Source organism: Streptomyces sp. NBC_00846 (genome assembly GCF_045207325.1).
GTDB lineage: Bacteria > Actinomycetota > Actinomycetes > Streptomycetales > Streptomycetaceae > Streptomyces.
On record NZ_CP108846.1, the window covers coordinates 6,923,335 to 6,941,698 of the forward strand.

At 69.0% G+C, this 18,364-nt stretch carries 15 protein-coding genes and 2 pseudogenes; 6 read left to right on the forward strand and 11 right to left on the reverse strand.

All coding sequences use genetic code 11. The annotated features are described in order from the left end of the window. Positions 1-4: 4 nt before the first annotated feature. The 5 genes from OG936_RS31750 to OG936_RS31770 are packed head-to-tail and all read right to left on the reverse strand — an operon-like array spanning position 5 to position 5,288. Entirely contained in the window at positions 5-1,369 is a 1,365-nt protein-coding gene (locus tag OG936_RS31750) for an STM4012 family radical SAM protein (protein ID WP_406499387.1), read from the reverse strand. After that, on the reverse strand, positions 1,366-2,181 hold the full coding sequence (locus tag OG936_RS31755) for an STM4013/SEN3800 family hydrolase (protein ID WP_406500685.1): 816 nt from the start codon (positions 2,179-2,181) through the stop codon (positions 1,366-1,368). The genes OG936_RS31750 and OG936_RS31755 overlap by 4 nt, the downstream gene beginning before the upstream one ends. Before the next feature lie 37 nt (positions 2,182-2,218). After that, positions 2,219-3,373 (reverse strand): STM4014 family protein, encoded by a 1,155-nt coding sequence (locus OG936_RS31760; protein ID WP_406499388.1) that lies wholly within the window; start codon positions 3,371-3,373, stop codon positions 2,219-2,221. Then, complete coding sequence (locus OG936_RS31765) at positions 3,354-4,325, reverse strand: STM4015 family protein (protein ID WP_406499389.1); 972 nt, start codon at positions 4,323-4,325, stop codon at positions 3,354-3,356. Before OG936_RS31765 ends, OG936_RS31760 begins: the two co-directional genes overlap by 20 nt. A 6-nt stretch (positions 4,326-4,331) precedes the next feature. Then, the gene (locus OG936_RS31770) at positions 4,332-5,288 is read right to left on the reverse strand and encodes an STM4015 family protein (RefSeq protein ID WP_406499390.1); all 957 of its coding nucleotides are present in this window, start codon (positions 5,286-5,288) and stop codon (positions 4,332-4,334) included. A 211-nt stretch (positions 5,289-5,499) separates the two neighbouring features. On the opposite strand from OG936_RS31770, the gene OG936_RS31775 reads away from it, so the two are divergent. Both OG936_RS31775 and OG936_RS31780 read left to right on the forward strand, forming a co-directional pair. Continuing rightward, positions 5,500-5,826: a hypothetical protein gene (locus OG936_RS31775; protein WP_406499391.1), complete on the forward strand. Its 327-nt coding sequence runs from the start codon at positions 5,500-5,502 to the stop codon at positions 5,824-5,826. 212 nt (positions 5,827-6,038) lie between these two features. After that, positions 6,039-7,040: a DUF6745 domain-containing protein gene (locus tag OG936_RS31780; RefSeq protein ID WP_406499392.1), complete on the forward strand. Its 1,002-nt coding sequence runs from the start codon at positions 6,039-6,041 to the stop codon at positions 7,038-7,040. Between the two features lie 72 nt (positions 7,041-7,112). On the opposite strand, the gene OG936_RS31785 is transcribed toward OG936_RS31780, so the two are convergent. The 3 genes from OG936_RS31785 to OG936_RS31795 form a co-directional block, all read right to left on the reverse strand. Then, positions 7,113-7,724 (reverse strand): TetR/AcrR family transcriptional regulator, encoded by a 612-nt coding sequence (locus OG936_RS31785; protein ID WP_406499393.1) that lies wholly within the window; start codon positions 7,722-7,724, stop codon positions 7,113-7,115. A 239-nt stretch (positions 7,725-7,963) separates the two neighbouring features. After that, positions 7,964-9,184 carry a Glu/Leu/Phe/Val dehydrogenase dimerization domain-containing protein gene (locus tag OG936_RS31790; RefSeq protein WP_406499394.1) on the reverse strand — a complete coding sequence of 407 codons (1,221 nt, stop codon included), beginning with the start codon at positions 9,182-9,184 and terminating at the stop codon, positions 7,964-7,966. Positions 9,185-9,370: 186 nt separating this feature from the next. Further along, positions 9,371-9,934 (reverse strand): carboxymuconolactone decarboxylase family protein, encoded by a 564-nt coding sequence (locus tag OG936_RS31795; RefSeq protein ID WP_406499395.1) that lies wholly within the window; start codon positions 9,932-9,934, stop codon positions 9,371-9,373. Positions 9,935-10,094: 160 nt separating this feature from the next. Between OG936_RS31795 and OG936_RS31800 the strand changes: the two genes are divergently transcribed. Together OG936_RS31800 and OG936_RS31805 are read left to right on the forward strand one after the other, a co-directional pair. Continuing rightward, on the forward strand, positions 10,095-10,535 hold the full coding sequence (locus OG936_RS31800) for a PPOX class F420-dependent oxidoreductase (RefSeq protein ID WP_406499396.1): 441 nt from the start codon (positions 10,095-10,097) through the stop codon (positions 10,533-10,535). 84 nt (positions 10,536-10,619) lie between these two features. Continuing rightward, positions 10,620-11,861 carry an MBL fold metallo-hydrolase gene (locus OG936_RS31805; protein ID WP_266750395.1) on the forward strand — a complete coding sequence of 414 codons (1,242 nt, stop codon included), beginning with the start codon at positions 10,620-10,622 and terminating at the stop codon, positions 11,859-11,861. Between the two features lie 787 nt (positions 11,862-12,648). Here OG936_RS31805 and OG936_RS31810 read toward each other — a convergent pair. From OG936_RS31810 to OG936_RS31820, 3 genes and pseudogenes are all read right to left on the reverse strand, one after another. Further along, positions 12,649-13,167, reverse strand: a pseudogene (locus tag OG936_RS31810) (IS30 family transposase); the annotation flags it as partial. A gap of 73 nt (positions 13,168-13,240) precedes the next feature. After that, positions 13,241-15,043: a group II intron reverse transcriptase/maturase gene (gene ltrA / locus OG936_RS31815; protein WP_406500687.1), complete on the reverse strand. Its 1,803-nt coding sequence runs from the start codon at positions 15,041-15,043 to the stop codon at positions 13,241-13,243. Positions 15,044-15,667: 624 nt separating this feature from the next. Next, positions 15,668-16,600 (reverse strand): annotated as a pseudogene (locus tag OG936_RS31820) (transposase); the annotation flags it as partial. Positions 16,601-16,878: 278 nt separating this feature from the next. On the opposite strand from OG936_RS31820, the gene OG936_RS31825 reads away from it, so the two are divergent. Both OG936_RS31825 and OG936_RS31830 read left to right on the forward strand, forming a co-directional pair. Further along, positions 16,879-17,391 carry a cupredoxin family copper-binding protein gene (locus OG936_RS31825; RefSeq protein ID WP_406499397.1) on the forward strand — a complete coding sequence of 171 codons (513 nt, stop codon included), beginning with the start codon at positions 16,879-16,881 and terminating at the stop codon, positions 17,389-17,391. Further along, entirely contained in the window at positions 17,388-18,338 is a 951-nt protein-coding gene (locus OG936_RS31830) for a metallophosphoesterase family protein (RefSeq protein WP_406499398.1), read from the forward strand. Before OG936_RS31825 ends, OG936_RS31830 begins: the two co-directional genes overlap by 4 nt. Positions 18,339-18,364 lie beyond the last annotated feature (26 nt).

Genomic DNA, 18,364 nt, shown 5'->3' on the forward strand with positions numbered 1-18,364 from the left:
GCGCTCACTTCAGTTCGTACGCGGCCATCGCGGCCCGCACACCGGGGGAGAAGAGTTCCGGGCCGATCGCGTCGGAGTGGGCCAGGCCCTCGGGGGAGAGCCGCAGCAGTCCGGACGCCCCGGCCGTCGCGTCGAGCCAGCCGCGCGCCTCGAACCGGGCCAGTTCGACGGGGAAGTCATCGGCCGGGGAGGTACCGAAGCGCTCCCGGTAGTCGGCCTGTCGCAGCCCCTCGGCCTGGAGGACGGACTGCAGGAGGTGGCGCCGGCGCGCCTCGTCGCCGTCCACGTACCGCCCGACCTGGGCGCGCGAGAAGTCCTCGGTGGCGGTGTAGCCGTCGATGATGGCCCGAACCTCCCGCATCTCCACCGCGTAGTCGAAGGAGTAGTGCAGCTTCGTCGTGTACGAGCGGGCGCCGCAGCCCAGGCCGATCATGCCGTCGGTCTGGCAGGCGTAGTCGTCCGGGCCGTCCGTCCGCGGGGCGTCAGCGCGGCGGAACATCCGCATGGAAACCTGCTCGTAGCCGTGGGCGAGGAGATGGTCGCGGCCCGCGCGGTACAGCCGCAGCCGCTGCTCGTCCCAGGCGGCGTCCGCCGCGGCCTCGCCGTCGGCGCCGAGCCGGCCGAGACCGGTCAACGGGCGGACGTACAGCGGGTAGAGGTACAGCTCCTCCGGCCGCCAGCCGAGCGCCGCGTCCAGCGAGGCGCGCCAGCTCTCCTCGGTCTGCCCGTCGATGCCGTAGATCAGGTCGATGTTGAGGACCGGGATGCGGGCATCGCGTATCCGGTCCAGGGCCGCCTCCACGTCGGCGCGCCGCTGCGGTCGCACCGCCGCACGCGCCTCGGCCTCGACGAAACTCTGCACCCCGATGCTGATCCTGGTCGTACCGCGGTCGGCGAGGACGGCCAGCCGGTCGGCCGTCGCGGTCGACGGCGACGTCTCGACCGACAGCGCAACGGCCCGCAGATCGGCGCCCATCCGCTTCTCCGCGATGTCGCAGAGCCGTTCCAGCTCCGCCGCGGTCAGGAACGTGGGAGTGCCTCCGCCGAACGCCGCCGCGGCGAACCTCACCGGCTCCGCGTCGCCCAGCGCGTCGCGGACGGCGGTGGCCTGCCGGTCCAGCGCGTCGAGATAGCGGGTCGTCAGCTCGTCGGGAGCGCCGATCCGGGTGAAGAGATTGCAGAAGCCGCAGCGGACCTCGCAGAACGGTATGTGGAGATAGAGGGAGAGCGCGTCCTTGCGCTCGGCCGCCCACAACTCGCGCAGCACCGGCCGCTCGGCGAGCGGCCGGTAGGCCGTCTTGTGCGGATAGGCGTACACATAGCTCTGGTACGGGCGGGTGGACCGCGCGACGGTCGTGGTGCGGCTCATGATGCGGTTGCCCCCGGTTCCAGGAAGAAGTGCGCGTACGGAACGGTCCAGACGGACTCGTGGCCGAGCCGGTGACCGGTGTAGCCGTCGTCCCCGTACGCCGTTCCGTGGTCGGAGCAGACGATGGCGAAACAACGGCGACGGCTGCTCGCGGCGGCGAAGAGCCGGCCGATGTGCGCGTCGACGTACTCCAGGGCGGCGGCATGGGTGGCGCGGGAATCGCCCGCCTCGCGGGTGGCACCCGGTTGGTGGAACCAGTTCGGCTGGTGCAGGGCGGACACATTGACGAAGAGGAACAGCCGCTGCTCGGCGGAGAGTTCGGCGACGACCTGCTCGGCGCGGGCCACCTGCGCCTCGAACGAGGTGGGCGACGCGACACCGAACTCCGGTTCCCAGTGGCTCTCCTGGAACAAGCCGGGCAGTACCGAGCCCAGCGGGCCCTGCCGGTTGAAGAAGCCGACACCGCCGACGCACACCGTGCGGTACCCCGCACCGGCCAGTGCGGACAGCAGATCGGGGGTGTCGAAGACGAAGGTCCCCGAAGCGGTGGACTCGCTGCCCGCGAAACGTGCCGCGAACAGCCGGGGGTGCGGCCCCGGGCCGGCCGGGGTGGGCAGGAACCCCGCGAAGATCGCCTGGTGCGAGGCGTACGTGAAGCTGCCGGGCGCATGCCGCTTCTCCCAGACACCACCCGGCAGATGGCGTGCCAGATGCGGAATGCGACCGGCGGCGGCGAGCTCCGCCGCCACGTCGTAGCGCAGCGTGTCGAGGGTGACGAGCAGCAGGTCGTGGGTGCCCACGATCTCGCTCATGTCCGGGTTCCGGGCCCCCGCGAGGGCGGGCGCGGTGTCAGGGAGTGACGGTTGCACGGTGGTTCCTTGCTCTGTTCAGTACGGCGGCGACCTGCGCCGCGTAGGTGTCCTGGCCCTCGGCGCCGCTGCCGGGGAGTCCGGTCAGTCGCGGAAGCAGATCGCCGAAGGCGTTGACCTCGCCGACGGCGAAGCGCCGCCAGCCGGTCGCGGGCAGCAGATCGACGCCCACGCACAGCGTGTCCGGGAAGCACGCCGCGGCCCGTTCGCACAGGGCCAGGGCCTCGGTCCAGTTGCCGCCCGCTGCCTCGACGGCCGCACGGACGTCGTCGAGATCTCCGCGCGTGCCGCCGAGGTGAAGATTGGTCATGGGGGAGTGGCTGGTGCGCACGACGGCATGGGTGGCCCGGCCCGCCACCACCACGACCCGCAGATCCGCCGCCCGGCCGCACTGGGTGGCCTTGGGCAGCCAGCGCTCGATGTGCAGCCCGTCCGGCGCGAGGGCGTCGACGATCGCCGCGACCTCCCGCTCCGTCGTGCAGCGGCGCACCCGCAATGAGTTGAAGAGCCGGCCGGCCGTGTCCCGCTCCACCGATGTGGTGGCCCTGACCCGGCCGGGCCCGGCCGTCTCGACGGCCAGGACCCCCGAGGCGGACGATCCGTGCGCGAGCTTCACGAAGGCCCTGGGCATGTTGTGGGCCGTCATCCGCTCGCGTACGTCCGCCCAGTCGCGCACCTCGGGCGCCGCGGCGCCCGAGGTCGGCGAGGCAGGTACACGCACTCCGGCGTCGTCCAGCACGGCATGGCAGAGCCGTTTGTCGAAGAGCACCGCGACATCGCCCGGGTCGTCCAGCAACGCGGCACCGGAAGCGGCGGCCGCCCGAGCCACCGCCCGTACGGCCTTCGTGAACCGGGCGTACCACAGGGCGGTCCCCTCGACCCTGGTCGGATCGCCGACCGCCCTCAGCAGCCGCTCCACCTCGGCGTCCTCACCGGGCGATTCCATCCGTACGGTCTCGCCCGGCCGGAAGGCGGCCTCGCCGCGCAGGACGTCCAGCCAGGACACCACACGCGCCGCGGGCAGCCCGGCGGCGCGCACGGCGTCCTGGAAGAGCGCGACCCGGCGGTTCCCGGGCACCCCCACGACGGCGAAGCGCGGCGCCGGGCCGGCCGTACTACTCGCTGACGGCGACATAGCGCTCGTCGTCCTCTTCCGGATCCCAGTACTCGACCTCGTCGATCTCACTGTTCACCCGGTCGGAACCGAGCAGGTCCCCAAGACGCTCCACCAGCGCGTCGCTGATGTAGTGGTGGTGCAGATCCAGCGAGGTGAGATGGGTGAGCGGCTGGCCCGAGAGCAGCGCTTCGGCGCCCGCGTCGCTCAGGGTCCCCATCGCGAGGGAGAGCGACTCCAACTGGGCGACGACCGGTGCGGAGGCCACGGCGGCCGCGATCTCGTCCTGGATCTCGCTGTTCTGCAGCCCCAGATGGCGCAGCGCGGGGAACGCCGCACCGGACAGCAGCGGCGCGAGGTCGTCGACCGTCGCTTCCCCGCCGTACTCGGTGACGCCGAGCCAGAGTTCCAGGTGTTCCAGCGCGGGCAGCTCCGAAGCCCCGACCGCCCGTACGACGCTGGACGGCAGACCGCCGGACTCGAACCGCAGCCTCTTCAACGACGTGTGCCGAACCGGCCGCAGATCGAGTGTCGTCCGGCCCTCGATCCGCTCGCCGCCCCCGCGTACCGTCAGCTCCTCCAGCTGACCGAACGCCTCGATCACCGGGGTGATATCGGACATGATCAGCCACGACACCTCGCACTCCTCGCTGACCACATCGGCGAGGAAGAGTGCCCGCAGGGCCGGGAAGCGGTCCGCATGACCGGTCAGCAGATCAATGACCGGAGCGACGGACTCGTATTCCCCCTGCCACCAGGGACCGATCAGCAGGGCCCGGACACGTGAAGTGTCGACCGTGTCCAGGAAGTGCTGCCAGAGCGTGGCGAAAGTCGGATCGCCCTCCCAGTCGCTCTCCAGCCGCCACGCGACCGCGTCGGCGGCCGGGAGGGGCTCGGCGCGGGCACCGTCGGGTCCCGGCAGGGTCAGGACCGGAAGACCATGAAACGTCTCGGGGTGTTCGATGCCGGTCATCGCCCATCACTCCGAAACCGCGGTGTAGCGTCCTTCGACGCCGCGGTTGCCCCAGGGCTCCTCGCGTTCCGACACATCGACCCGCACGCCGTGCGGCTCCAGCGCCTGAGCGATCCGGCGCTCCATCTGCTCGGTCATGAAGTGGTGGTGCAGATCGAGCCGTTCGAGATGGGTGAGCGGCTGGCCGTCCAGCAACGCCGCCCCGCCCTCGTCGCCCAGCGTGCCGTTCGACAGGTCGAGGACGCGCAGCTGGGCCACGACCGGGGCGCCCGCGACGGCACTCGCGATCTCGTTCTGCAGCTCGCTGTTGCGTAGACCGAGGTGGGTGAGTCTGGGGAAACGGGAGCCGGAGAGGAGCGGCGCCAGGTCCGCCACATCGGAGTCGCCCCCGTACGCGGAGACGCCGAGCCAGAGATCGAGCCGCTCCAGCGCTGGCAGCTCGCTGTCCAGAATGCCGCGGATCACACCGACCGGCAGACCACCGGTCTCGATGGTCAGCGAACGCAGCCTCTCGTGCTTCGAGGGTGGGAAGACCAGCTCCGAGCCGCCGCGCACACCCAGTTCCAGCAGTCCTGGGAAGGCCGTCAACAGCGCCGTGACGTCCGACTGCTCGATCCAGGAGATCTCGTTCTGCTCCAGGACCATGTCGCCGACGAACACGGCCTCCAGCGACGTGAGCCGGTCGGCCGCGCCGATGACCAGATCGATCGGGTAGGACGAGGTCTTCTCGTACGACTCGCCCCACTGACCGATGATCAGCGCACGGACTCCGGCAGGGTCGACCGCCGTGAGGAACACCTGGAACGCCTCTTCCCAGGTCATCTCGGACTCGTCGTCGTACGGATCGACCGAGATGCGCCAGGCCGCCGCATCGGCGGTCTGGGCGGGCACTTCACCCGTCGCGTGCTGGAAGTCGACCGCGGGAAGGCCGAGCAACTCGTGCAGATGGTCCACACCGGACATGACCCTGAGCTCCTGGTACTGGGGGACGGCTGATGTCTGCAAGGTGTATCAAGCCGCACTGACAACGGCGCCACCGGGACGGCTCGCACGTGCCCGCCGACTTCAGCGGGAGCCGGTCGCCGGGAGCCCGCGACGGTCCATTGTCAGACCCTTCCCTTAGCGTTTTTCTCGTGGCCGGCACATCGGGTGCGGTCATCGAGGGGAGACGTCTGTGTACCGGCAGGGCGATGTATTGATCGTGTCGTTGGAGGAGTCGGCGGTGCCCGCGCATCTTGTGGACGCGCCGGGCGAACCGAGGGACGGCCGGGGGTGCATGATCCTCGCGCTGGGCGAGGTCACCGGACATGCGCACGCGGTTCAGGGACCTGGCCGGCTGATGAGCGAGGCGGGAGCCTTCGGGCCGATGCTGCTTCACCTTCCCGACGGCGGGCGGGTGGTGCACGAGGAGCACGCGGCGATACCCCTGTCGAAGGGCTGGTACCGCGTGGTGCGCCAGCGGGAGTACGCGCCGGGGGCGGTCCGCATCGTGGCGGACTGAGGCGGGCCGAGGCGGGCTGAGTGGGCCTCGGTGAGCCGGAGCGCGCCGGATCGGCGACGCACGGGAACGCTCCGGATCGCTGAAGGGCACAACGCGCGACGCGCGAACGCAGGACGCGCGCGCACCACACCGAAACGCAGAACGCGCGAGCGCAGACCACCGAACACCGAACACCGAACACCGAACACTGAATTCAGGGACGGGGAAGACCGATGCAGTACGTGGACTCATGGCGGGGCGTGGCAGCGGCGACCGGCGCGGCGGACCGGGCCGCGGCCGAGGACGGGCTCCGGCTCGCCTACCGCAGCGCAGGACTTGCCGAGCCGGAGCGAATCCTCTGGGTCGACTCACCCAGGGCCGCCGTGGAGGCCGTGGAGAAACTCGTCGACGCCGGACGCTCGGTGCGTGACGAGGTACGGACCCGGCCCTGGGCGGAGGAGCGGCGCAGGATGTACGACGAGCTGGGCCCGGCGGGCTGGTCCGCCCTGTGGTCCGCCACGGGGGCGCAGCTCTGGGAGACCACGGCGGCGCTCGCCGAGCGGATCAGGGCCGGCGTCGTCGCGGAACTCGCGGAGCGCCCCGAGGACGAGTCAGATGTCCGGCTGGTGCTGCTCGACGCGGTCCTCGGCCAGCACGACGCGGCCTGGCTCGCCGCGTTCGACGGCCGGGGTGACCGGCTGGACGGCCTGGCCGAGGTGGCCAGGCACGCGGGCTGGTGGTGGCCCTACGAGCGCGTCGTGGTGATCAGTGAGCGACCGGAAGCGCTGCACCGGGACGAGGCGGGCCGGCTGGACCGCGGGGACGGCCCGGCGCTCGCCTACCGCGACGGCTTCGCGCTCCACGCCTGGCGTGGCATGCCCGTGCCCGCCGAATTCCTCGCAGAACTGAACTCCCTGACTCCCGAACGGATACGTGAGGAGGAGAACGCGGAACTGCGCCGCGTCATGCTGGAGTTCTACGGCTACGACCGCTACCTCACCGAGGTGGGCGCCGAGCCGGTACACCGGGACGAGACGGGAGTCCTGTGGCGGATCGCGCTGGACGGCGACGAGGACGTGGTCATGGTCGAGGTGGTCAACTCCACCCCGGAGCCGGACGGAACCCACCGCACCTACTGGCTGCGGGTCCCGCCGGCCACAAGGACCGCGAAGGAGGGTGTGGCCTGGACGTTCGGACTCCAGGAAGAGGTGTACGCGCCCCTGCGCCAGACCTGACCGTCGTCGGCCGGCCGGGCGGAGCGGCCCTTCGGCCGCCACCTCCCGGACGGCACCCGAAGAGGAGGCGTTTCAGGCCGTCAGCGTCGCATGATCGATGCCGAGTTCGCGGGCGAGAGCCTCATCGGTCCAGCCCAGCATTGTGGCCCGGGAGAGCGGGCCCGCGTACGACGTCATCTGCACGGCCAGGCCGTCCAGCAGGGCAGTCAGCCGCCAGGCCACGGACATCGGGTCGTCGCAGTGGAATTCACCGGCGGCGGCGCCCTCCTCGATGACCTCGGCCAGCTCCGCCTTCCACTGCTGGTCGAGATCGCCGGCCACGTTGCGCAGTGCCGGGTCGCGCAGCGAGGCCGCCCAGCCCTCGATCCACAGCCGCCAGCCCTTGGCCTGGCCCGTCGGCGCGTACCAGCGGACGGCGGTGCGCAGCCGCCGTACCGCACTCGTGCGGCGGCTCAGCAGCTTGCGCAGGTGGGTGAGGTCGGCTTCGGCGGCATACGCGAAGGCGGCCGCGACCAGCTTCTCCTTGGTCGAGAAGTGGTAGAGGACAAGCGCGTTGCTCACGCCGAGCACGGAGGCCACGTCCGCGATCCGTACCGCTGCGACCCCGCGCACCTCGATCTGCTCGACGGCAGCCCGCAGAAGTTCCTCGCGTCGTTCCGCCACGCTCAGCCGTACTCTCGCCACGGCGTCACCCTAACGAATGCGCGGGGTCCGGACAGGTTCGGGGCGGAGGTTCCTGGGGCCCCTGGCCGCCGCCGTCCCCGGCGAAGACCTGTGCGGCGACCGCGGCACTCTTCGGGGCGGGGGCCCGGTGGTGACCGGTGTCGGGAGCGACGGCGGTGCGGAAGCGGGTGAAGCCGCACGCGGCAGAGGCGAGTGTCGGCTGTCGGCCGGAAATGCCGTGATCCGGTGCGCGGTCGGGATCAGCGGTACCAGCCGAAGCGTTCCGCCATCACCGGCAGCCGGTCCGCGACGATGGCATGCGCGGCGGCCCGCGGCGTGCAGTCGTCGGCCTCGGCGCGGGCCAGCATCAGATCGATCAGGGACCGCATCGAGCGGCGAGTGCGGCCGAACGCCTCGTCGGCGTCCGCGCCGATGTCACCGAACAGGGTCCACCACCACCAGGCGTTCGTACCGGAGTTGACCACCACATCCGGCAACACCGTGATCCCGCGCGCCGCGAGCAGCGCCTCCGCCCCGGGGAGCACCGGCATGTTGGCCGCCTCCACGATCCAACGAGCCCGTATCCGGGCCTGGTTGGTGGCATCGATCGCGTACGAGACGGCCGCCGGTACCAGTATCTCGGCGTCCTGCGCCAGCCAGGCTTCGGCGGGCAGTTCCCGGTCCGCGTCCCGGAGCGCGCGGCGGTCCACCGTTCCGTACCCGTCCCTGGCGGCCAGCAGCGCCTCGATGTCCAGGCCGGCCGGATTGGCGATCGTGCCCTTGATGTCGGCCACGGCCACCACCTTCAGCCCGGCCCGTGCCAGGAAGCGCGCGGTCGCCCCGCCCATGGTGCCGAGCCCCTGTACGGAGGCCCTCGCCTCCCGGTACGGAACGCCCGCCCGGTCCAGTGCCGCGAGCGCCGACTCGGCGACCCCGCAGCCGCCCACCAGTTCGTCGAGCCCGATGCCGTCCACCTCGACGGCGAACGCGTCGGCGAGCCGACGCCGGGCCGCCGTCTCGTCGTCGAGCAGCGGATAGACGGCTTGGACCGTGGAGATCAGCCCGGCCTCGGCCGCCGCCCGGTCCACGAGGTCCTGGGTGAGCCCCAGGTCCTCGCCCGTCGTCCACACGTTTTCGATGTACGGGCGCACGGCTCGCAGATAGCGCACGAGAATGGCGTACGCCTCCGGGTCGCGCGGGTCGCAGTCGATGCCGCCCTTGGCGCCGCCCAGCGGTATGCAGCGGGCGTCCGTGTCGTCGGCGTCGAAGTGGAGGGCCTCCTTCATCGTCATGCCGCGGGCCAGTCCCGCCACCTCGTCCAGCGTGCAGCCCGCCCGCATCCGCAGCCCGCCGCTGGCCACCCCGCGCACCAGCCGGTCCACGACCAGATGCCCCTGACGGCCGGTGACGTGATCGGTCCAGGTAAGCGATATCAGCGGCGCCGTGGGTGCGGCGGAGGGGGACACCGGAGGTGTCGTCATCGGGGGCTCTCCTCGGTCACGGTGATCATGGTGGGCCCGGGGTGGGGGCGGGGCAATGCCTCCCGTTACGGACGGGTCGACACCAACGGATCGGTCTACTGAATCGCCGGTCAGTATCGGGAGGCGGAGCCACTCATGTCAATGCGGCCGCTGCTGAATCGTCGTTCAATGGCTGGGCCGCATCGGTCAGGGGCTGGCGGGGCGCTCCACCTCGCACCGGTCCTTGAAGCCCTGGCTGGTCAGGCCGAGGGCGGAATTGGTGCGGGAACGCATGTTCTCCACCGCGACCATGGCTGTCAGTTCGACGAGCGCCGCCTCGCCGAGTGCGGTGCGCAGCCGCTCCACCAGCTCGTCCCCGACTTCGGGCGGGGTGAGGCTCATCGCCTCCGCGTACGCCATGACGTCACGCTCCAGCGGGCTGTACGTCTCGCTCTCGCGCCACACCGGTACGTCACGCAGCTTGCGCGGGTCCATGCCGTGACGGTGGTTCTCCCAGTAGCCGAAGTCCACGCACCAGCTGCAGCCGATGGTGGTCGCGGACGCCATGACGGCCAGCGCCTTGAGCTGCGGGTCCAGCTTCTTCCAGCGGCCCACCGCCAGTTCGAAGCGGCTCCCGGCCCACAGCACTCCAGGGTGGTGGGCGGTGGCCCGCAGGGGATCGATGACCTTGCCGTATGTACGGTTCGAGTACCACGAAACGGCGCGGAAGAGGAGGCTGCGGGGCGGGTCGAGCGAGATGCGGGCGGTCATGGCCGGTCTCCTTCGTTACGGCTCGGATGCCGTCCGGCGGTGTTGTGGGACGCCGTCGGCGGGCTGCGTTCACGGGTGTGACGGACGGGGACCTCTCGGATGTGACACGGGAGTACGGCGGATCCGGAATCCTGCGGCGGGTACGGACGTTGGATCCGGCATGACGGGATTCGACGCACAGCAGGAAGCGTTGCTCGGGCTGCTCGGCGAGGAGAGCGGTGGCGTGCTCGTGACGCTCAAGCGCGACGGCAGGCCCCAGCTGTCCAATGTCAACCACTTCTACTATCCCGGGGAGCGCGTCGTCCGCGTCTCGATCACAGAGGACCGCGCGAAGACGAAGAACCTCCGCCGCGACCCCCGGGCGAGCTACCACGTCACCAGCGCGGACCGCTGGGCGTGGACGGTCGTGGACGGCACGGCCGAGCTGTCCCCGGTCGCCGCCGATCCGCACGACGCGACGGTGGAGGAGCTGATCACGCTCTACCGCGACGTCCACGGCGAACACCCCGACTGGGACGACTACCGCAGAGCCATGGTCCGTGACCGCCGGGTCGTGCTGCGACTGCGCATCGAGCACGCGTACGGGCAGCCGCGTGGCTGAGGAGAGCGGTCCGGCGGTCGCTCCGCTCGCACTGTCGTACCCCCCACCCATAATGAGACGACACCGACTCCCTTTGGAGATCCTGTGAACGGCGCTGACTCCTTGCCTCCGCTCCGCACCCGGCTGCGTTCGCTGCGCCCCGCCGCATTCGGCGCCGATCCGGGCGGTGCCCGCATGGAGCGCATCCGCCGCTCACCCAACTTCGCCGACGGCGTCTTTCAGAACCCCGTGGGGGCACGGACCAGACCGTCCGGATCCACCCTGGAGTTCGCGAAGGTCTACTTCCGCAAGGACGAGCGGGCGCGCCGGGCCCCGGCCGGCACCGTGCCCGTGCACGCCACCACCTACGCCGACCTCGCCGAACCGCCCGCCACCGGGCTGCGGCTCACCTGGATGGGTCATTCCAGTGTGCTCGCCGAGATCGACGGCCGGCGGGTGCTCTTCGACCCGGTGTGGGGCGAGCGCTGTTCGCCCTTCGCCTTCGCCGGTCCCAAGCGGTTGCACCCCGTGCCGCTGCCGCTGGCCGCGCTCGGCCCCGTCGACGCGGTGGTGATCTCCCACGATCATTACGACCACCTCGATCTGCCGACGATCAAGGCCCTCGCGGGCACGGACACGGTTTTCGCCGTCCCGCTCGGCGTCGGCGCCCACCTGGAGCGGTGGGGCGTGCCCACCGACCGGATGCGTGAACTGGACTGGAACGAGACGGCGAAGATCGCCGGGATCAGTCTCACCGCCACCCCGGCCCGGCACTTCTGCGGCCGCGGCCTGCGCAACCAGCAGCACACGCTCTGGGCGTCCTGGGCCGTCGCGGGACCCGAACACCGGATCTACCACAGCGGCGACACCGGCTATTTCCCCGGCTTCAAGGACATCGGCGCCGAACACGGCCCGTTCGACGCGACGATGATCCAGATCGGGGCTTATTCCGAGTACTGGCCCAAGAACCACACGGACTGTACCCCACTCCCCGGTGGCTGGCCCGACATACATATGACGCCCGCTCAGGGGATCCAGGCACACCTTGACCTGCAAGGTGGCAAGCCGCACGGGGTCATGATGCCCATCCACTGGGGCACCTTCACCCTCTCCATGCACCCGTGGGCAGAGCCCGGCGAGTGGACCAAGGATGCCGCCGAGGAGGCCGAGCAGCCGGCCGCATTTCCCCGGCCGGGCGAGCCCTTCGAACCCGCGGGAACGCTTCCTCTCGATCCCTGGTGGCGGTCCGTGGCTGCCCCGATTGCACACCCCTGGCGCCGCAGCGAGGCAACGGACGTTGCTCAGGGCCAGGACAACCGCGATCTTGATCTTGCGGGTGAGCGGTGACTCGGGGAAGGGATGAAAGTCTGAACGCAATGACGCGTTAGTTCGCCAAGTTGACGGAGGCCGAACAGCAGCAGGCGATCCAGGCGCTCGACGGTCCCCCTCGATGGGGGAGGGCTACTGAGGCACCGACGTCCGGCCTGGACGCCGACGCCGAACTGCTGGTGATCGGCGCTCTGCGGCGGCTGGTCGCAAGCCGGACGGTGGTCATGACCACGCCACCGCCCAGCGCTGCTGGGCATGGCGACCCGCACGGTCCGGCTCACTGCGACGCCCCCCACGTCAGGAGACCGGAACGAAGTCCCGTGCCGGACGGCCGTCCGCGTCGTCGGCCAGGGGCGCGGCATCGGCGGCACCGCCCCCACCAGTCGCTCCACCAACGACCTCCCCGAGCCGCGGAGACCGGCCGGGGAGCCCCCGTAGCTCCGCTCGGCAACCGCTTCCTGCGCCGACAGCCGGGAGGGTGGCACTCCGGGGCTTCCTCGGCGTCGCGGTCGATCGACGCAGTGGATTCGAGTTCGATCGCGTAGTTGCGCGCTACTGGTTCGCTCAGCGGCACCACCCGGCCCCATACCCGATGTGAGCCGCCGAGTCCTCGGATCACATGACCGGGGGTGCGTCGGACCGACAGGCGATCGCGGCTCCGACGCGCATGACGCCACCGGTGCGGGTGTCGGCTGACGGTGCAGCAGGTCTTTGGCCGGGTCGAAGTGCAGTGCTTGTCCGCCTTCGCCTGCGGTCCATTACGGACACCGCAGAAACTTTTTGATTCCAGGCGTACTGCCCGGACTCAATCGGTTGTCGCAACACCGGCTTCTTGAGTCAAGAGTAGGTGTTCGTTGAGGGCTTCAGCGGGTGTCTTCCATCCGAGGGTTTTGCGGGGGCGGCTGTTGAGGGCGAGTGCAACGGCTGCGAGGTCGTCTGTCTGCCATCGGGACAAGTCCGTGCCCTTCGGAAAGTACTGCCGCAGCAACCCATTCGTATTCTCGTTCGTGCCGCGTTGCCACGGGCTGTGCGGGTCCGCGAAGTAGATCTCGAGGCCGGTGTCGACGCGGAGCCGGGCATGCTGCGCCAGTTCTTTGCCGCGGTCCCAGGTCAACGAGCGACGCAGCTGCTCGGGCAGCGTGGTGATCGTGGAGGCGATCGCGTCCCTGACGGCCTCGGCACCCAGACCGGCCAGCGCCGGCCCGTTCTTCACCCTCGGCTCGGTGCCAAAGCCTTCCATCCGGGGCAGGTACAGCAGCATGGTAAACCGGGTCGTGCGCTCGACCAGAGTACCGATCGCGGACTTGCCGGTGCCGATGATGAGTCGGGTAGCGGGGACGCATTACTGCGTCCCCGCCCCCTCAGAACCGTGCAAGCAGCTATTCACCGCACACGGCTCAAGCAAGCCCCAGAGGCTCGCTGGCAGGCAAAAGTACTGGCCTCGTTGTCGCAGTGGCTCCATTCCGCCGCTGACAATGGGTGTGGAGGAGACGGAGTCGTTGACCGTCCAGCGTGCTCCCGTCCGGGAAGGCAATGTATTGCTTGGAGATCGCCTTCCGGATGACAACCCGCCACGCTTCCCATTCTCCTGGGCTTTGTGGCGGGTGGTCGGCGTGCAGTAGGAGCCCTCCGCAGATCGAACAACGGCCGTGCTGTGTCTGTAGGAGACGCACGGTCATGGCGTCGACTGGCATAGGAATTCCCTTGCGTCGCCGCTGAGCCCAATATGACTCCAGGGCTGGGTCGTCCGGGGACGCCTTCCCCTTGACCAACTGGTGCCGGACTATCTTCGTCCAAGAGAACTTGAGCAGGTAGGCGCCGCTGTCGCGGTCACCGAACACCCACCGGTCGTTCCTGGACTTGTTGAACCGGCCGAAGTACTTGTCGGATATCCAGTGCTTCGGCTTGTTCGGGTGACTGTGCTTGGCCCACTTGTAAGCGAGCTTCCACATGTGATTGTCCAGCGCCGTGAAGATCTCGCTGGACACCACCGTCCGGTAGTAGGCCGACCAACCCCGCACGATCGGGTTGATCTTCTTGAGTACCGCACCGGCGTTAGCTCCTCGCAGGGCCACCATTTCGGTACTGAGCCGTTCCCGTATCCGTCTCTGAGCCGCTATGCTCGGTTTGATCAGCAGTTTGCCGTGATAGCGGCGGATGTTGAACCCCAGGAAGTCGAATCCGCTCTCCGCGTGGACGATGCGTGTCTTGTCCTCGTGGAAGGCGAGTCCCCTGGGCGTCAGCCATGCAGCCAGCCGTTCCTTGACCTGCTCGGCCTGTTCACGGCTGGTGCACATCGCGACAAAATCATCTGCGTACCGCACCAGCACGGGGCTGCCGCTCTGCGCACTCCCGGCATCTCTGCCGGTGGTGTAATAGCGGACCCTTGCGGCTTCCTCCATTCCGTGCAGGGCCACGTTGAAGAGCAACGGGCTAATCACCCCTCCTTGCGGAGTTCCCTCCTCGGTCGGGGCGAACCGGCCGCGATCCACGACCCCGGCCTTCAGCCACTGACGGACCAGTCCCCGGGCGGGGAAGGTGCCGAGAGCGGCCATGAGCCGGGCGTGGTCGATGCGGTCGAACGCCGCCGTCAGGTCTGCGTCGAGCACCCACGCACGCTGCGGGTTCTTCCCGTTGAGCGTGGAGTAGATGGCCCCGATCGCGTCGTGACAGCCTCGTCCGGGCCGGAAGCCGTACGACTTCGGCTCGAACCGTGCTTCCCACTCGGGCTCCAATGCTCCCAATGCCACAGCTTGCAGGCACCGGTCAACAATCACGGGAATCCCGAGTCCGCGCTTCTTCGTGGTCCCCGGTTTGGGGATGAACACCCGCTTGACGGGCTTGGGAATCCACGGTCGGGCGCGATGCTGGACCCATTTGGCCAATGCGGCCTTGGACTGGGAAAGCAACACGACTTTTCCGTCGACTCCCGCCGTCGCGCGTCCAGCGTTGATCTCCGTGACCCGTCGCACGCTCAGGAGCGTGTTCGCACGGGACCGGAGTATCAGATTCTGCAAATTGCGGACCTTCTTCAGATCCCCTGCCTGCGATGCCGTGAAGATTCTCTGCCGCAGACGCCGTACGTCCTCCTCGACCCGCCGCCAGTCAATCGACGCCCAGTCCAAGTCTTCGCCCTCGGGTCCGTTCACCGGCGCAGACGCAGCCGGAAGGGCCGAAGCCGCCCCGTCCGCTATCAGCATGGTGTCCAACTTGCCCCTCGGTTCCGTCGTCTTTATCCAGCGATTCTGCACAGGCTCACCCGGCCCACGTCAGCACCCTTTCGGGTCAGGGCAGTGTCCGTATCCGGACGGTTATGCGGGGCGACCGGCGGAGAGTCCGATCGTCTGCCTCGGGTTCCCGTTTCCTTTCGGCTTCCGGCGTTGGCTTCTTGGGCCGTCCTGTTCCCGCTGGGGAGTTGAGCCTTCCTTACGATCGGCTGACCGGGCCAAAGCGGCCCGGACCCCAACGGGGTTTCCACGTTCCACACGAATGAGATACGACCGGGGTGGGTGCTCCCTTTACCCCGAGGCGGCGGTGTCCACCTGGCCGGAGTGACCTCTGCCGGCCAGCGCCTGCCGCTTCTCAGCGGCCAGCCATGCACCCCACTGGAACCTTCCATCGGCGGGGCTTGGGATCACGAGGCATCATCGGGAGTTCACTTACGTTCACCCGTCCGGTCTTCCCCTTGCCGGTAACTCCCGGATGGAACGGGAGCCCTTGGGCTTTCCCCCGAGCTTCGCACCACGCCGTTACCGACATCGCACGTCAAGGGCGGGGACGGGTCATACGGACACGGACCCGTGACTGCACCTACAGCTTCATCAACTGCCTCTCCAAACGGTCAGTCCACTCGTATTCGTGCGGCTTCGTGTCGCACGGTCGCCTTCCCAGTGTCCCGGGACTGCCCGGTCCTCGGCCTCGGCCGGCCGTTGGCTGATCATCACCTCGGGGGTGACGTGCCCGTTCGCCCGCCGTCGGGCTCGGGCGCGGGGAACCCGCAGCGCACGCCCGGTACGCAGACAACCGACCAGCTCACGCTTGAGGGCTCCGCGTCCTTGGATGTAAAGCGCCTGGTAAATCGCCTCGTGCGAGATGCGCATGGACTCATCATCGGGGAAATCCGTCCTGAGCCGGCCCGCGATCTGCTCGGGACTCCAGGCCGTCGCCCACCGCCGGTCCTGACGGCGGGGCTTGTTCCGTCCCTTCCACCGAGGCGTCTTCGGCCCGGTGACCTGTGTTCCGTCCGGACGGCGTACGTCCCCGGCGAGCCGGTCCTGCACATACTCACGCAGCCGTTCATCGGCCACGAGCTTCGGCGTCTTCGGACGCCGTGCCGCCAGTTCCGCCTTCCACTGGGCGATCGAAGCCCGGTAGGCGAGCTGCCCGCCGCGGGTCGCCGCGTTGCGTCGCAGCTCCCGCGAGATGGTCGACGGATCCCTGCCCAGGCGGCGTGCGATCTCGCGGACTCCCAGGCCCTGGGCATTGAGCAGCGCGATTTCTTCGCGTTCCGTGAAGGACAGGTATCTGCCCGAGGGCGTGCTGAGCTGGATCGACGGCATGCCGCCACGTTCACGGAACCAGCGGGACCCCACCACTGGGGATACGCCGCACGTGACCGCCGCCGCCTCGCTGGTCATCCCCTCGGCGATCTTCATCCAGAAAGCCCGCTCCACCTCCCGACGGATTGGGGGCCGCCCCGGCGACCGCATCGCCGGACGCCCCGTCAGCCGTGTGGCCCATCCCGCTGGCCGACCCATCCAACACCTCCAGGGTCGAGGTGTTGCGACGATCAGTTGAATCCACCCTGCTACCCGCCGTCACAGTGAAACAACGAAAGCTTCGCTGTGGGATTCGTTTTGCTGAATGGAATCCACTGCCCACCCACTTAAAGTAACCCACCGGGTTACGCCCCTTCAAATACCTCCCACGGGCGGCGTAAACCCGGTTGCCCATCTGCCTGAAGCAGGCCGATCCCGGATCGGTCTTGGATCACACCTGCCCGTGCGGCGGGGAACGCGTAGAAGGAACGATGGCCATGAATGCGAATTCCTCTGTGCTGGTCCGGCGGTCGCGCACGTGCCTGGCCGCTGTCGCCGTTGCCGGAGCACTGGGACTGCTCAGTGCGTGCGGCGGATCGTCACAGCCCAAACCATCGGGCGCACTGAGTCCCGGCACTGGCCAGACCCTGCCTGGAACGCCCGGTGTCTCCGGAACGGGCGGTACGGTCACCCCACCACCAAGCACGTCCTCGACCTCACCCACCGCCGGCCAATCGTCCGCTCCGGCGGCCGCCAACGCGGTGACGATCAAGAACTTTGCGTTCTCCCCGGCCAAACTGACGGTCAAGGCGGGCACGAAGGTGACCTGGACCAACACCGACCCCGACACGCACACCGTCACCAGCAAGCAAGGATCGGGCGGGCCGCTGAAGTCGGCAGGCCTGGCCACCAACGCCACCTACAGCTACACCTTCACCAAACCCGGCACCTACGCCTACTACTGCACCATCCACCCGTTCATGACCGCCACCGTGGAGGTGACCCCATGACCGAACCCACACACGACTCCAACGGCGACGGCGAGCACGGCATGAACCGCCGTCAGCTCATGCGGCACTCCGCCTGGTTCGGTGGCGCCGTCATCCTGACAGTCACCGGGGGGGAGGTGATCAGCCATATCCCCGGTTCGTCGGACCCCACTCCGGCAGGCAGCGCAGACCTGCGATTCGTGCAGGTCTCCGACAGCCACATCGGCTTCCATGGCCCGCCCAACATGAATGTCACCGGAACGTTCACCGCAGCGCTCAACCAGGTCAACTCACTCGGATTCCGCCCCGACTTCGTCATGCACAGCGGTGACCTTACACACCTTTCCACCCCCGCCCAGTTCGACCAGGTCAAGCAGATGCTGTCGCAGCTGCGCACGGACCGGATCTTCACCGTGCCGGGCGAGCACGACTCGATCGGGGACAACGGACGCGCGTATCGACAGACTTTCGCCAAAAACACTCTCGGCGACGGCTGGTACAGCTTCGACACCCATGGTGTGCACTTCATCGCCCTGGTCAATACCCTGCACCTTGAGCGACTCGGCCACCTGGGCAGCGATCAGATCGACTTCGTCCGCAAGGACATCGCCGGCCTGTCATCGGACACCCCGATCGTCGTCTTCAGCCACATCCCGTTGTTCGCGATGTATCCGAAGTGGGGCTGGGGCACCGACGATGCGGTGCAGGTGCTGTCGATGCTGCGCCGTTTCTCCTCAGTCACGTGCCTCAACGGGCACGTCCATCAGCTGTTCACCAAGACCGAGGGAAACATCACCTTCCACTCGGCTGCCCCCACCTGCTACCCGTTTCCCAAACCCGGCCAGGGCCCCGGCCCCATTCCACAGGTGCTGCCCGCCGGACGCCTCAAGGACGCACTTGGCATCCGCACCGTCAACTACCGGCAGGGCAGCCACGCACTGGCGGTCAAGGACGAGAAGCTCACCTGAACCCCTGAAGTCTTCCCGCCCTCCCC